This is a genomic window from Nocardia sp. IBHARD005, from assembly GCF_052814245.1.
Map to the genome: position 1 here is coordinate 5,692,697 of NZ_CP199935.1, position 14,305 is coordinate 5,707,001.

14 protein-coding genes are annotated in these 14,305 nt (G+C 67.6%); 2 read left to right on the forward strand and 12 right to left on the reverse strand.

The features are described 5' to 3' along the window. Positions 1 to 75 precede the first annotated feature (75 nt). The 6 genes from rbfA to rimP form a co-directional block, all read right to left on the reverse strand. Positions 76 to 522: a 30S ribosome-binding factor RbfA gene (gene rbfA / locus ACTWPB_RS26735; RefSeq protein ID WP_101466563.1), complete on the reverse strand. Its 447-nt coding sequence runs from the start codon at positions 520 to 522 to the stop codon at positions 76 to 78. A gap of 13 nt (positions 523 to 535) precedes the next feature. Then, positions 536 to 829 (reverse strand): DUF503 domain-containing protein, encoded by a 294-nt coding sequence (locus tag ACTWPB_RS26740; RefSeq protein WP_056811534.1) that lies wholly within the window; start codon positions 827 to 829, stop codon positions 536 to 538. Between the two features lie 92 nt (positions 830 to 921). Beyond that, entirely contained in the window at positions 922 to 3,948 is a 3,027-nt protein-coding gene (gene infB, locus ACTWPB_RS26745) for a translation initiation factor IF-2 (RefSeq protein WP_446223255.1), read from the reverse strand. Between the two features lie 108 nt (positions 3,949 to 4,056). Further along, complete coding sequence (locus ACTWPB_RS26750; RefSeq protein WP_378912298.1) at positions 4,057 to 4,368, reverse strand: YlxR family protein; 312 nt, start codon at positions 4,366 to 4,368, stop codon at positions 4,057 to 4,059. A 69-nt stretch (positions 4,369 to 4,437) separates the two neighbouring features. After that, entirely contained in the window at positions 4,438 to 5,466 is a 1,029-nt protein-coding gene (gene nusA, locus ACTWPB_RS26755; RefSeq protein ID WP_446223256.1) for a transcription termination factor NusA, read from the reverse strand. Then, entirely contained in the window at positions 5,463 to 6,095 is a 633-nt protein-coding gene (gene rimP / locus ACTWPB_RS26760; protein WP_446223257.1) for a ribosome maturation factor RimP, read from the reverse strand. Before rimP ends, nusA begins: the two co-directional genes overlap by 4 nt. Before the next feature lie 183 nt (positions 6,096 to 6,278). Between rimP and ACTWPB_RS26765 the strand changes: the two genes are divergently transcribed. Together ACTWPB_RS26765 and ACTWPB_RS26770 are read left to right on the forward strand one after the other, a co-directional pair. Next, positions 6,279 to 7,034: a hypothetical protein gene (locus ACTWPB_RS26765; protein ID WP_446223258.1), complete on the forward strand. Its 756-nt coding sequence runs from the start codon at positions 6,279 to 6,281 to the stop codon at positions 7,032 to 7,034. Continuing rightward, complete coding sequence (locus ACTWPB_RS26770; RefSeq protein ID WP_446223259.1) at positions 7,031 to 7,462, forward strand: ferritin-like domain-containing protein; 432 nt, start codon at positions 7,031 to 7,033, stop codon at positions 7,460 to 7,462. The genes ACTWPB_RS26765 and ACTWPB_RS26770 overlap by 4 nt, the downstream gene beginning before the upstream one ends. A gap of 269 nt (positions 7,463 to 7,731) precedes the next feature. Here ACTWPB_RS26770 and ACTWPB_RS26775 read toward each other — a convergent pair whose 3' ends face one another. The 6 genes from ACTWPB_RS26775 to ACTWPB_RS26800 form a co-directional block, all read right to left on the reverse strand. Continuing rightward, positions 7,732 to 9,483 carry an acyl-CoA dehydrogenase family protein gene (locus ACTWPB_RS26775; RefSeq protein ID WP_446223260.1) on the reverse strand — a complete coding sequence of 584 codons (1,752 nt, stop codon included), beginning with the start codon at positions 9,481 to 9,483 and terminating at the stop codon, positions 7,732 to 7,734. Between the two features lie 129 nt (positions 9,484 to 9,612). Further along, positions 9,613 to 10,392, reverse strand: coding sequence for a hypothetical protein (locus ACTWPB_RS26780; RefSeq protein ID WP_446223261.1), 780 nt, complete (start codon positions 10,390 to 10,392; stop codon positions 9,613 to 9,615). A gap of 108 nt (positions 10,393 to 10,500) precedes the next feature. Beyond that, entirely contained in the window at positions 10,501 to 11,412 is a 912-nt protein-coding gene (locus ACTWPB_RS26785) for a WXG100-like domain-containing protein (RefSeq protein ID WP_446223262.1), read from the reverse strand. A gap of 9 nt (positions 11,413 to 11,421) precedes the next feature. Beyond that, positions 11,422 to 11,748 carry a type VII secretion target gene (locus ACTWPB_RS26790; protein ID WP_446223263.1) on the reverse strand — a complete coding sequence of 109 codons (327 nt, stop codon included), beginning with the start codon at positions 11,746 to 11,748 and terminating at the stop codon, positions 11,422 to 11,424. A gap of 8 nt (positions 11,749 to 11,756) precedes the next feature. Further along, a complete protein-coding gene (locus tag ACTWPB_RS26795) occupies positions 11,757 to 12,326 on the reverse strand; it encodes a YbaB/EbfC family nucleoid-associated protein (protein ID WP_446223264.1) in 570 nt (189 codons plus the stop codon). A 208-nt stretch (positions 12,327 to 12,534) separates the two neighbouring features. Next, positions 12,535 to 14,283 (reverse strand): proline--tRNA ligase, encoded by a 1,749-nt coding sequence (locus ACTWPB_RS26800; protein WP_446223265.1) that lies wholly within the window; start codon positions 14,281 to 14,283, stop codon positions 12,535 to 12,537. Between the last annotated feature and the right edge of the window lie 22 nt (positions 14,284 to 14,305).

Here is a 14,305-nt window from a genome sequence, read left to right on the forward strand (position 1 = left end):
GGCGGTGCCCACCGGGCGCGACTCGGCGCCCCGCGTGGTCACTCGAGCTACCGGGCGATCACCGGACATGCCTGCCTACTCGTCTTCGTCGTCGCGATCGGCCTTGTACGGGTCGGCCTCGCCCGCGTGCTTGGCGTTGGCGGCGACCTTGGCCACCTCGTCGTCGATGGCGCGAGCCCTGGCGAGCAACTCTTCCATCTCGCGGGCCACCTCGGGCACCTTATCGAGAGTGAAAGACAGGATCGGGGTGAATTTCACTCCGGTACCCGCGCCCACCTTGGACCGCAACACACCCTTGGCCGCGTCCAGTCCGGCGGCGGCTTCGGCGTAGTCGGGTTCGGCGTCGATGGTCTCGCCCATCACCGTGTAATACACGTTCGCCTCGCGCAGATCGCCGGTCACCTTGGCATCGGTGACAGTGACGAACCGCAACCGCGGATCCTTGATCTCGTATTCGATCGCGGTAGCCACGATCGCGGAAATCCGCTTGGCGAGTCGGCGTGCCCTGGCTTGATCCACCATGGGAGTTCCTCCTCTAGTCTTCGGGTCCGAAGATCCGGCGGCGTACTGCCAGCAACTCTATCTCCGGACGCGCGGCAACGTGCCGCTCACACTTGTCGAGCACCTCGTTCAGGTGTCCCGTTTCCGCACTGACCATGGCCACACCGAGCAGTGCCCGGCGGTGCAGGTCCTGATCTCCGGCTTCGGCGGCATTCACGCCGAAGCGCTTCTGTAGCTCGGCGAGGATCGGCCGGATCACCGACCGCTTCTCCTTGAGCGAATGCACGTCACCGAGCAGTAGATCGAATTCGAGCGCACCGATGAACAGCGGTGCTCACCTCCTGGTAGATGGGTTACCGCAAGACCCCACGCCGCACCCGAAGAATCGGATGCGGCGTGGGTGCGGCGATAGTGCGTTGATCAGTCGCGCGGCTTTTCACGAAGCTCGTAAGCCTCGATGATGTCGCCGTCCTTGATGTCGCTGTAGGTGACGGTCATACCGCACTCGAAACCTTCGCGAACCTCAGGAGCGTCGTCCTTCTCCCGCTTGAGCGAGGAGATGGTCATCGTCTCCGCGACCACTCGACCGTCACGGATCAGGCGCGCCTTGGCGTTGCGCTTGACCGAGCCGGAGGTGACCATGCAACCGGCGATGTTGCCGATCTTCGACGAACGGAAGATCGCGCGGATCTCGGCGCGGCCCAGCTCGACCTCTTCGTAGATCGGCTTGAGCATGCCCTTGAGGGCCTTCTCGATCTCGTCGATCGCCTGGTAGATCACCGAGTAGTACCGGATATCCACGCCTTCGCGGTTGGCCAGCTCAGTGGCCTTGCCCTCCGCGCGGACGTTGAAGCCGATGATGATCGCGTTGGAGGCCGACGCCAGGTTGACGTTGGTCTCGGTGACGCCACCGACACCGCGGTCGATGACGCGCAGACGCACCTCGTCGTCGATCTCGATACCGAGCAGGGCCTCTTCGAGGGCCTCGACGGTACCGGAGTTGTCGCCCTTGAGGATCAGGTTGAGCTCCGAAGTCTCCTTCAGTGCGGCATCCAGATCTTCCAGGCTGATCCGCTTGCGGCTGCGAGCGGCCAGCGCGTTGCGCTTGCGCGCATTGCGGCGATCGGCGATCTGACGGGCGATGCGGTCTTCCTCGACCACGATCAGGTTGTCGCCCGCGCCGGGCACCGAGGTGAAACCGATGACCTGGACCGGGCGCGACGGGGTCGCCGCGTGGACGTCCTCGCCGTGCTCGTCGACCATGCGGCGGACGCGACCGTAGGCGTCGCCCGCCACGATCGAGTCACCGACGTGCAGCGTGCCGCGCTGGATGAGCACGGTGGCCACGGGGCCACGGCCGCGGTCGAGGTGCGCCTCGATGGCCACACCCTGGGCGTCCATGTCCGGGTTGGCCCGCAGGTCGAGCGAGGCATCCGCGGTCAGCAGCACCGCTTCGAGCAGCGCGTCGATGTTGGTGCCCTGCTTGGCCGAGATGTTGACGAACATGGTGTCGCCGCCGTACTCCTCGGTGACCAGGCCGTACTCGGTGAGCTGCTGCTTGATCTTGTCCGGGTTCGCACCCTCTTTGTCGATCTTGTTGATCGCGACGACGATCGGCACATCAGCGGCCTGCGCGTGGTTGATCGCTTCCACCGTCTGCGGCATGACGCCGTCGTCGGCCGCGACCACGAGGATCGCGATATCGGTGGCCTTCGCACCACGAGCACGCATGGCGGTGAACGCCTCGTGACCCGGGGTGTCGATGAAGGTGATCAGGCGCTCTTCCTCGTTGAGGTTGGTGAGCACCTGGTAGGCACCGATGTGCTGGGTGATGCCACCGGCCTCGCCCTCAGCGACGTTGGCCTTACGGATCGTGTCGAGCAGTCGGGTCTTACCGTGGTCGACGTGACCCATGACGGTCACGACCGGCGGACGGTGCTCGAGGTCGTCCTCGCCGCCGGCGTCTTCGCCGTAGGTGAGGTCGAACGACTGCAGCAGTTCGCGATCTTCGTCCTCGGGGCTGACCACGTGGACGACGTAGTTCATCTCGCCGCCGAGCAGCTCGAGGGTCTCGTCGTTCACCGACTGGGTCGCGGTGACCATCTCGCCGAGGTTGAACAGTGCCTGCACCAGAGCTGCGGGGTTCGCGTCGATCTTCTCGGCGAAGTCCGACAGCGACGCACCGCGGGCGAGACGGATGATCTCGCCGTTGCCGCGGGGCAGCCGCACGCCACCGACGGCGGGAGCCTGCATGTTCTCGTACTCGGCGCGCTTTGCCCGCTTCGACTTGCGACCACGACGGACAGCGCCGCCGGGACGACCGAACGCGCCTGCCGCGCCACCACGGCCACCGGGACCACCGGGACGACCGCCGCCGCCACCGGGACGACCACGGAAACCACCGGCCGCGGGAGCACCGGCACCGGCGCCGGGAGCGCCGGGGGCACCGCCACCGCCACCGCGGTAGCCGCCACCGCCGCCACCACCACCGGGACGGCCTGCGCCGCCACCGCCGGGAGCGCCACCGGGACGACCCGGACGGCCACCGGCCGCGGGGCCGGGACGTGCGGAGCGTGCGGGCATGGCACCGGGGTTCGGACGCGGAGGCATCGAACCCGGGTTGGGACGGGGACCACCGGGACGCGGGGCACCGCCCTGCGCGGCGGCCGGACGCTGACCCTGGCCACCCTGACCGGGGCGGGGACCGCCCTGACCGGGAGCCGGACGCGGGCCACCCTGACCGGGAGCCGGACGGGGACCGCCCTGACCCGGAGTCGGCCGCGGACCACCCTGCGGGGCGGGACGCGGTGCCGGACGCTCACGATCGGGCGCCGAGCTGAACGGGTTGTTGCCGACGCGCGGAGCCTTGGGCCCCGGCTTCGGGCCGGGACCTGCCGGACGCGGACCCGGTGCGGCCGCACCGGGGGTGGCCTGACCCGGACGGGTCTGACCCGCGGCGGGAGCCTGTGCCGGACGCGGCGCGGCGGGAGCCGGACGCGGACCCGGCGCGGGGGCGCCTGCGGGCTTGGTGGCCGGAGCCGACTGCGCGGCGGCCGGAGCGGGGCTCGCGGGTGCCGGAGTAGCGGGCTTCGCCTCGACCGGAGCGGCCGGTTCGGCCTTCGGCGCAGCCGGCGCGGCAGCAGCAACTGCCGGGGCGGGAGCGGCCGGAGCCGGACGCGGGCCGGGGCGGGGGCCGCCGGGGGTGGGCTTGGCAGCCGGACGGGCTGCTGCTGCCGACGACGGGCCGGGACGGGCCGCCGACTTGGTATCGGCCGCCGGAGCGGACTTCGACGCCAGAGATTCGCGCAGACGACGTGCGACGGGTGCTTCCACCGTCGAGGACGCCGACTTCACGAACTCGCCTTGCTCCTTGAGCTTCGCGAGTAGTTCCTTGCTTGTGACACCGAGCTCTTTAGCCAACTCGTGCACGCGGGCCTTGCCTGCCACTGCTCTCCTCACTGAGAGGCCGAGCAGTGACGCCGCCTAGGTAAGGCGGGCCCGCACGACCTCGGGTTATCTCCGATGGACGTTCATCGTTGGTGCTTCACGGTGTGCTCATGAGTGCTCGTGCCTGTTCTCGAGGTACTGCTCCAGGGCTGAGATATCCAGATTTCCGGACACTCGTAGGGCTCTGCCGAATGCTCGGCGCCGCTCTGCGGAACGCAAACAAGCTGAAACGGGGTGCAGCCAGGCACCCCGTCCGGGCAGTCTGCGCCGCGGATCGGGAACAATCGCGACATCGGTGTTCCGATGCTGCGCAACGATCCGCAACAGGTCGGCAGATGGCTCACGCTGACGGCATCCGATACAGGTGCGAACGGATTGCGCGGGCCGGTCCTGTACCCACTCTACCGGTGACCCGGTCATAACGACGAACCCCTCCCCTCCGGAAGTTACCAACATGTCATCCGCAGGCAGGGATTCGATGTGCCTGGATCAACTACGGTGCGCTTCCGGCCGGGTGGAGTCGTCCGGTTGCGGCGCCGCGTCGCTGCGGATATCGATGCGCCAGCCCGTCAGACGGGCCGCCAGGCGGGCATTCTGGCCCTCCTTGCCGATGGCGAGGGAGAGCTGGAAGTCCGGCACGATCACCCGCGCCGCCCTGGCGTCGGGATCGACGACAGTGACCGATACCACTTTCGACGGCGAGAGCGCATTGCCGACGAAGGTCGCCGGATCCTCGGCGTAGTCGATGATATCGATCTTCTCGCCCGCCAGTTCGCTCATCACGTTGCGCACGCGCTGGCCCATCGGGCCGATGCACGCGCCCTTGGCGTTCACGCCGGGCACAGTGGACTGCACCGCGATCTTGGACCGGTGTCCCGACTCGCGGGCCACGGCGACGATCTCGACGGAGCCGTCGGCGATCTCGGGCACCTCGAGCGAGAACAGCCGCCGCACCAGGTTCGGGTGGGTGCGCGAAAGCTGGATCTGCGGGCCACGCGGGCCACGCGAGACCCCGTAGACGTAGCACTTGATCCGGTCGCCGTGCTCGTAGGTCTCCCCCGGCACCTGTTCGGCGGGCGGGATCAGCCCCTCGGCGCCGGTGGCCTCGCTGCCGATCCGGACCACCACGATGCCGCGGGCATTGGCCCTGGCGTCACGCTGGACCACACCGCCGACGATCTCGCCCTCATGGGTGGCGAAATCACCGAAGGACTTCTCGTTCTCGGCGTCACGCAGCCGCTGCAGCACCACCTGGCGGGCGGTGGTCGCGGCGATGCGGCCGAACCCCTCCGGGGTGTCGTCCCATTCGGAGACGAGGTTGCCGTCGGCGTCGAGTTCGCGCGCCATCACCCGCACCACACCGGTCTTCTGGTTGATGTCGATGCGCGCATTGGCCTCGTGGCCGTCGGTGTGCCGGTAAGCGGTGAGCAGCGCCGACTCGATCGCCGAGATCACGGTCTCGATCGAGATGCCTTTGTCGGCGACAATCGCCCGCAAGGCTTCGATTTCAATATTCATTCCGCAACCCCTTCGGTGGGAGTGTCAAGGTGTTGTCCTGGCGCGGCTAGGTCGGCGGGCTCTTCGCCCGGTACCGGGCGGCCCGGCGCGATGCCGCCGGCGAGTTCGAGTTCGGCGGCGCCCGGTGCGTTGAATTCGACCTGGACGACAGCCTCGGCGATATCGGCGAGTGGAACAGGAACGCGATGCGGCTTCGCCTTGCCGCCGATGACGAGTGCGATGGTGGCGGCGTCGTCGGCGAGCCGGCCGACGCGCGCGTCGAAACGGGCCTTGCCCTCGATGCGCTCGGCACCGTCGGCCAGCTTGACGCGGACCTTGCGGCCCTGTGCGCGCCGCCAGTGCCGTTCGGTGGTGAGCGGGCGCTCCACGCCGGGCGTCGTCACTTCGAGCAGATAGGCGGATTCGCCGAAATCGCCTGCGGCATCAAGAAGTTCGGACATCTCACGGCTGAGCGCCGCGATGGCGTCCAGGTTCGCCGGGCCGTCGCTGTCGACGGTGACCTTCACCCGAACCGGAGCCAACTCGCCGTTGCCCGCAGCCACGATCGCGACGCCCTCGAGGTCGAATCCCCGGCGTGCGACGAGCTCAGCGACAAGCTGGCTCACCCTTTCCTCGGTGGGCATCGGCATATGGGCGGCTCCTGGTTCAGTTGTGACGCGATCGGAAATATCTACGCCGAAGGTCTAGCGTAACGCGCTCAGAGAGTGTAAAGGACCAGGCGCTGAGCACCGCGCACCGGTCCGGCTCGGCGTGCCCGAGGCGTGTCACCACGCGCGCGAACTACCCGCGCGCGATCTGGCACGATGGTGCACGTGCCCCACCGCCATACCGTCCCGCCGAGAGCCGGGCGACCTTCCGGCATGCGCTCCGACCGGCACGAACCCGATCACTTGCGGGTCGAGCCTGCCACCGCGCACCTCGCCGGATCGACGCCGGCCCCCACCGGCGCGACCCCGTCGCACCTGTCCGCCACAGTGCCGCATCCCACACCGGCGCAGCAGCTTTCCTCGCCGGCGCCCGATCCGGTCGGCACACGGTCGATCTGGCGGCGCCGCACACTGCTCCGACTGGTCGGCGCGAGCGCCATCGGCATTCCCGCGGTGGCCGCGCTGGCCGCCTGCGCTGAGGACGATACCGTGCACGCGCCGGATCCTCTTGCCGCCCAAGAGGTTCTGGCCCGAGCCGATGCCGCCGCCGCGACGGCCGCGATCGCGCTGGCGCCGCAGTCCAACGCCGCGCTGAACACGATCGCCACCGAGCGCACCGCCCATGCCGACGCGCTTCGCACCGAAATCGACCGGGTGATCGGCGTTTACGGCGACGGCACCACCCCCGTCCATCGCACAGCCTCGCTGACCGTGCCCGGTCCCGACGGTTCCCCGGTGCCCGCTTCGGAAGTCGAGACCGCGGCCGCGCAGCCGGCCACCGTCGCGCAGCTGCGTGATCAGCTGGTCCGCTCCCAACAGTCCGCCGCCGCCCTGGCCCGCACCGAATCCGGTTATCGCGCAGGACTTCTCGCGTCGATCAGTGCGGCCTGCGCCACCCAGGCAGGAGTCCTGCTGACATGACCGAACAGCGAAAGTTCCTGCAGAACGCGCTCGATGCCGAGTACGCCGCCGTCTACTCCTACGGCCTGATCGCCGCGTACGCCAACGCCGACCGGGCCCGCCTGGTCGCCGAGTTCAGCGCCGCGCATCGAGCACGCCGCGACGCCACGGTCGAGCTGCTCGAAGCAGACGGCACGGCACCGAACGCCCCCGGCGCCGCCTATACCCCGCCCGCACCGGTCGACGACCCGATCCCGGCGGCACATCTGGCGGTGAGCGTCGAATCCGATTGCGCCGCAGCGTGGTACGCGGTGGTTGAGAACGCGACCGACGAATCGGTGCGCGCCACCGCGACGGAAGCGCTCACCGAGGCCGCTATCCGCCGCGCCCGCTGGCAAACGATTCTTGGCTCAGTCCCGGTCACCGTCACCTTCCCGGGGCGGGCGTAGGCAACGAGCCGACACGGTGCCGATCCCGGTCCGCGTCCAGCACAGACGACGACCAGACGCCGTGGGTGATCCGGTCGATGGTCCCATCAAGATGTCCGGAGTCGTCTCGGCAGCCACCTCGGCGCGTGGCGGGTCTGGTGACCTCGCTCGGCTTCGGCCGAACCGATCGACGGATGACGCCTCGCGCAGCCCAGGTCGGCGTTGCTCCTTCGACGGTTCGGACGCGGTTCCGGGTGGATCAGCGACCCACCCGGAACCACAGGGCCCGACTACGGGCGCATCGCGTACGCGCCGTCGTAGGCCGCTACCTGCCGCCACACCCGGTCGAACCGTTCGGCGTCGGCGACCGGGCTGCGCAGGGCCCCGATCGCCCATGCACGCTGAGCCTCGGTGACCGACGGCTTGCCGAGCACCGCCGTGGCATGGGTGTTGAAGTCGCGGATCTGGAAGTCGAAGATCTGGTCGAGCACATCGCGGTCGAGCCCGGTGAGCTCGGCCTGCTCGAGGATCAGCTGGCCGTAGACCACCGTGGAGAACAGGTGACCGATGGTCAGCATGAAGTCCAGGTCCTTCTGCTGGGCCGCGTCGGGGGCCGCGGTGAGCAGCAGGCTGCGCAGCGCTTGGGCCTGCTCGTAGAACCGGCCGACATTCGGGACCTCGGATGCCTGCTCGTAGGCGGGGGTCCAGTCGGCGAACTGCACCTTGCCCGCTCCGCGTGCCGGACCCTGCTGCCAGAAGAACGGCTGGTCGCCGGCTTCGAGGTTGGTCCCGATCGCCGGGTATTCCTTCGGGTTGAGCAGGTAGTTCGGCATGAACTTCAGGATCTGGCCCACGTTCACGTGCACGGTGCCCTCGAGGCGCGGCAGGTGGTTGATGTAGCGCGAGGCCTGCGCGAAGTAGGTGGCCTTCTCGAAACCCTTGGCCGCCAGCACATCCAGCAGCAGGGTCATCGCGACCTCGCCCTCGGAGGTGACCTTGGACTTGGTCATCGGGTTGAACAGCAGGTAGCGGCGGTCCTCGAGCGAGGCGCTGCGGAAGTAGTCGACGGCGCGATCACTGAACAGCTTCATCGCGATCAGCCGCGCGTAGGCGTCGACGAAATTGCCACGCACATGGCCGAAGTCGGTGACCGGGTTGCCGTAGAGGATGCGGTTGTTGGCGTGGGTGATGGCCTCGAAGAACGAGTGCTCGACCATGCCGATGCCGCCGTGGCAGAGGTTGAACTTGCCGACGTTGACGGTGTTGAGCGCGGCCGAGAAGGCTTCGGGCCCTTCGTGGAGCAGGTCGGCGGCGGTCACCGGGTAGTTCTCCAGCCGGAAGTGGCTGACATACATCTGACCGTGGATGACGCTCTCGATCAGGTGGTAGTTGTCGTGGCGGCTGTCGGCGGCGAACCAGACGTAGCCTTCGGGGCCCTCGACATCACCGCGCCGGGAGAACACCGACACCATCGAGGCGACGTTGCCGTTGCCGATGTAGTACTTCTCGCCGCTCGCCCGGAACAGGATGCCCGCCTCGGCGTCGGCGCTGCCGGGTTCGCTCGGGGCGAGGATGAGGTCGGTGTTGTAGATATCGGCGCCGTGATCGCGCTCGGACAGCGCGAACGCCATCACCTGACCCTCGTCGAGGTCGGCGGCGGCCTTGCGCTTGGCGATCTCGTTGTCGCTCTGCCAGATCGGGCCGAGGCCGAGGATGGTGACCTGCTCGGCGTACCAGTACGCCAGCCCGTAGAACCCGAAGATCTCCGCCAGGGCCGCGTTCCGTGCCGCGTCCCAGCGCTTGTTCGGGTCGCCGTCGGCGTAGGCGGCCGGGGTCAGGAAGGTCGCGAACAGCTTTTCCTTGCCGACGAACTCGAGGAACTCCGCGGTCCACACCGCATCGCGATCCTCGACCAGCAGCTGTGCCTTGCCCTTGGACTCGAACCACTCGATGGTGGCGCGCAGCAGCCGCCGCGTCTCGGCATCGAAATGCTGCGGGTCGTAGGTGGCCGGGTTGAACAGCAGGCTGGGCGAACTCGTCATGCCCGTTAACTTAGCAGCGCCGCCCACTCGCCACGCCGACCCTCGCACCCACTACCAGCACTTTCGCCTACGTAGCCGTAAGTTCGAACCGCCTGGCCTCCTGTTCGGCGACACCCAGTGCTGGAGCGATCACAGCGTCGCCGGGGTCGGGTGTTCGCCGACATATCCGGCGCGCCGGAAGCGATCCAGTCCGAGTTCGGTCCCGAGCTCCGCTCGGCTCCCAGGGTTGCGCACGGAGAAGACGAACAGGTGGTAGACCCGGGTCGGGTCGGTCTCGAGGTCCGTGTGGACGATGTCGATGGTTCGGTAGCCCGTACCGGCATCGCCGGTGACAAGGCTGATCACATTGGTTCCGCTGCCGAATCGGAACGCTTCCCGGCGGCTGCGGGCGCCGACCGCCGAGACGTCCTGCCAGGCGACGCTGGTCGGGCCGTTGCCGTAGTCGATCGAGATATGCTGCGGGGTGAGTTCGATGCCGACGTTGCCGAGGGTCTTGCGCGGGCGGTATGTGCCGAAGCCCAGGAGCAGGGCAACCAATGCCGGCAGGGACATGAGAAACAAGAGCGCGGCTCCCATCGACCAGTCGGCGTCCAACGATGCGATGAACTGCCACAGCCCAGCCCCGAGCACGGCCACTCCGAACGCTATCGCCACCAGACTGCCGGTCGAGGACGGCCGCGGCACCGGCAACACGAGTGCCGGACCGTGGGCGGTAGCACGAATATCAGCGGCCACCGGGGCGGCTCGTGGGATCTCCGACCATGCCCAGCCGGTGAACACAGCAGTCAGGGGACCGAGCAGCACGAGCCCGAAGAGTCCGGGCCCCACCGATCCCGGCTCCGCCACCATCGTCGAGACCAGCCCCAGCGTCACCGGCCACAAGACCAGCGCACACGCGAACGGCAACACCGCAGAGCGATACGCGCCGAACGCATTCCGCTTCCACTCCCCCGGCAACGGCAAATCGGACGTACTCCGATACCTACCCACAATGCCCCCCACTGCCATCCACCACGCCTACGCGCTCGCGGATCTGATTCCGGCCTCTGTTGCGCCTTGCACCGCTTGGATAAGTTTCGGCACCATGCCGATGATCGTCGACGCTTCCTTCGCGAGCGCCAGCAGGATCTGCGACAACTTCGAGCCCGCACCGGAGATGCTGAGACTGGCGCGTGCGACGGCCCCTAAAGATGCTGTCCCCCCGGTGCAGATGATGATCGCCGCGGCCTCGACGAGTACGCCGGCCAGCCAGTTCAGGAGTTCGATCACGACACCGCGAACCCCCTCCACCAGGTCACCGAGCGCGGCGTTGACTTTGCTCAGCGAGGAGGCGAGGGAGGACTGGGCCTCGATGTCCGCCATGAACGCGTCGGCCTTGGTTTTGTAGGCGGTGCTGGCGGCGCCGCCCCATTCGCTGACGTCTTTCTGGAGTTCGGTGTTCCATGTCGCCGCGGCTTCCGTCAGTGCCGTGGAGATGTTCTCCCAAGACTTCGAATACGCCTTGACCATATCCGGGTTACCGGTGACCCAATCGAGCCCCTTGCGCAGTGGTTCGACGTTCTCCAGCATCCAGCCCATCAGCAGGGCACCCACAATATTGAACGGATCGAACTTCGCCAGGGGAACCCCTGTTGCCATGCGCTTCTGGTACTCCAACACGTCCGCGGCGGCCACGGCGACCGCGGAGGCTTTGAGGGCTGCACCATACAGGTTCTTGACCGGATCTTCCCCATTCACCGCTTCCTTGACGAGCCCGCCGGCTTCCCAAGCATCACCCACCGGTGTGCCTTTGAACAGGCCTGATTCAGCGCCATCGCTGTTGATCCTGGGGAGCAGAGCCTTCTGATCGAACCCATAAGCCTCGTCGTCGTCGACTTTCCCGTCGATCAGTTCATTGCCCGCGGGCGGGGCGGCGTCGTCGAACGGCATGGTTTCCCCCTATTTGATCTGGCTTTGTTGACGCTCGATCGCGGCCTGACGGTCGGCATCGAGGGTTTCGAATGTGTCCGCGCAGTACCGCAGCGTTTTCGGCAGCGTCTCGGTCGTTTCGACGATCTTCTGCAGGCTGTCGGTGATCCGATCGTGCAGCGAGCTCACCGTCAGGTCCGCGTACCAGCCGACGAAAAGGCCATAGCCGTCATCCAACTTGGACAGATAGTCGGCCGCTTGTTTGGCCGCACTGAGGTTCCCGAGCGTCGATTCGACCGCGCCGGCGTGCGCACGCACGCTCTCCGGTTTGACGACGACATCATCGCTGTTCCACATCTACGTCCTCATTCCAGCCATGACTTCTTGCTGAAGTACTCGTCATCCTCATCCGGCTCGTCAGGCGTGACGATCTGATCCCGATCCGGCTTACGGCTGAGCGTTCCTGTGGCAGGCGGTTCCCATGTCGACTGCGACGCAGGCGCATAACTGGCTGGCGGCGGCACATACGTGGGTTGGGGCGGAACATACTCGCCCGCGAGCTCTGCCTCGACGTCCGGGAATCGCTCGGCGAGGATGTCAAGGATCGACTCGCCGACGGTGTCCTCGCCCACGACCCGATGCATGACTTCGGCGACCTCGGACCGCAATGTCACCTGTGCCTTGCGCATACACGCCAGGATCTCCGCCGACAGTGCGTCAGGGTCCATGCTCCGCGTACTCGGTCCCAGACCGATCGCCGTCGGCACGCCGGTGCTGTCCACCGTGACGCTCACGCGCCCGCCCGCGCTGGACGCGGTCGCCGACGTCATGGCCATCTGCCCCTGCAGCTCTTCGTACCGCTGAGCTTTCTGCTCCAAATCGGCTGCGAACCGCGCCAATTCCTCTGCGGCACGGCTCGGATCGAAACCGACCATCGGTACCTCCCTAACAACAACTTCCGGACCAGACTCTGTCAACGAAACACACACCACGCAAATCTTGAGACGTTCTTTCGGCTCCGTCCACTGGATTAGACGCGCCGTAGACCCATTCGGTTCCAACGAGTTTCAGCCGGCCTCGGCGCCTGAAACAGCAAATCGCGCTGCCCCACATGAAGGGGACAGCATGATTCGTGAAACGAGATCAGCCGCGGATCTTGGCGGTTACCGCGCTGACAGCGTCTTCGGCCGGGATCTCTTCGGCTTCGCCGGTGAAGCGGTTGCGCAGTTCCACCTTGCCCTCGGCCCAGCCGCGGCCGATGACGAGAATCCAGGGCATGCCGAGCAGTTCGGCGTCCTTGAACTTCACGCCGGGTGAGGCGGTGCGGTCGTCGAACAGGACCTCTAGGCCCTCGGCGTCCAGGCCGGCGACGACGTGTTCGGCGCCGTCGCGGGCGGCGCCGTCCTTGTTGGCGATCACCACGTGCACGTCGAACGGGGCGACCTCGGCGGGCCAGCGCAGGCCCTTCTCGTCGTGCTGCTGTTCGGCGATCACCGCGACCATGCGGGAGACGCCGATGCCGTAGGAGCCCATGGTGAGCCGGACCGGCTTGCCGTTCTCGCCGAGCACGTCGACGTCGAAGGCGTCGGTGTACTTGCGGCCGAGCTGGAAGATGTGACCGATCTCGATGCCGCGCGCGGACACCAACGGACCCGCGCCGTCGGGCGAGGGATCGCCGTCGCGGACCTCGGCGGCCTCGATGGTGCCGTCGGGGGTGAAGTCACGACCGGCGACCAGGCCGACCACGTGCTTGCCCAAGACGTCGGCGCCGGTGATCCACGCGGTGCCGTCGACGACGCGAGGGTCGACGAGGTAGCGAACACCGTTGGCGGCCAAGCCCTTCGGGCCGATGTAGCCCTTCACGAGGAACGGGTTGGCGGCGAAGTCGGCCTCGGTGAGCATTTCCACCTCGGCGGGCTCGACGGCCGCGCCGAGACGCTTGTCGTCGACCTCGCGGTCGCCAGGGACGCCGATGCCGAGGATCTCGGTCTTGCCGTCGGGGTGGCGCAGCTTCACCATCACGTTCTTCAACGTGTCGGCGGCGGTCACCGTGCGGTCGAGGACCTTCGCCTCGTTGGCCCAGTCGACCAGCGTCGCGATGGTGGGGGTGTTCGGGGTGTCGTACTCGACCGCGGCGGCCTGACCCTCGATGGGCAGCGGCGCGGGCGCGGGCGTGACCACGGCTTCCACGTTCGCCGCGTAGCCGGACTCGACGCAGCGCACGTAGGTGTCCTCACCGACGGGGCTGGCGGCGAGGAACTCCTCGGACGCGCTGCCGCCCATGGCACCGGAGGTGGCGGCCACGATCACGTACTCGACGCTGAGCCGTTCGAAGATCGCCTGGTAGGCCTTGCGGTGGGTGGCGTAGCTGTTGGTGAGACCGTCGTCGTCGATGTCGAAGGAGTAGGAGTCCTTCATCACGAACTCGCGCCCGCGCAGGATGCCCGCGCGGGGACGTTCCTCGTCGCGGTACTTGGTCTGGATCTGGTACAGGGTGACCGGCAGATCCTTGTAGGAGTTGTACTCACCCTTCACGGTGAGCGCGAACAGCTCCTCGTGGGTGGGCCCGAGCAGATAGTCGCCACCCTTGCGGTCCTTGAGCCGGAACAGGCCGGGGCCGTACTCGGTCCACCGGTTGGTGGTCTCGTAGGGCTCGCGCGGCAGCAGCGCGGGCAGCGAGATCTCCTGGGCGCCGGTGGCGTCCATCTCCTGGCGCACCACGTCCTCGATCTTGCGCAGCGTGCGCAGACCGAGCGGCAGCCACGAGTACACGCCGGGGGCGACCCGGCGGACGTAGCCGGCGCGAACGAGCAGTTTATGGCTGGGCACCTCGGCGTCGGCGGGGTCGTCTCGCAGGGTGCGCAGGAACAGGCGGGAGAGGCGGGTGATCACGGATGCACAGGGTAGTCCCTGG

Bases quoted from the DNA above. Each gene is read 5' to 3' on its own strand.
- rbfA (WP_101466563.1), bottom strand. From the start codon at position 522: ATGGTGGATCAAGCCAGGGCACGCCGACTCGCCAAGCGGATTTCCGCG.
- ACTWPB_RS26750 (WP_378912298.1), bottom strand. From the start codon at position 4,368: ATGACCGGGTCACCGGTAGAGTGGGTACAGGACCGGCCCGCGCAATCC.
- nusA (WP_446223256.1), bottom strand. From the start codon at position 5,466: ATGAATATTGAAATCGAAGCCTTGCGGGCGATTGTCGCCGACAAAGGC.
- rimP (WP_446223257.1), bottom strand. From the start codon at position 6,095: ATGCCGATGCCCACCGAGGAAAGGGTGAGCCAGCTTGTCGCTGAGCTC.
- ACTWPB_RS26770 (WP_446223259.1), top strand. From the start codon at position 7,031: ATGACCGAACAGCGAAAGTTCCTGCAGAACGCGCTCGATGCCGAGTAC.
- ACTWPB_RS26775 (WP_446223260.1), bottom strand. From the start codon at position 9,483: ATGACGAGTTCGCCCAGCCTGCTGTTCAACCCGGCCACCTACGACCCG.
- ACTWPB_RS26785 (WP_446223262.1), bottom strand. From the start codon at position 11,412: ATGCCGTTCGACGACGCCGCCCCGCCCGCGGGCAATGAACTGATCGAC.
- ACTWPB_RS26790 (WP_446223263.1), bottom strand. From the start codon at position 11,748: ATGTGGAACAGCGATGATGTCGTCGTCAAACCGGAGAGCGTGCGTGCG.
- ACTWPB_RS26795 (WP_446223264.1), bottom strand. From the start codon at position 12,326: ATGGTCGGTTTCGATCCGAGCCGTGCCGCAGAGGAATTGGCGCGGTTC.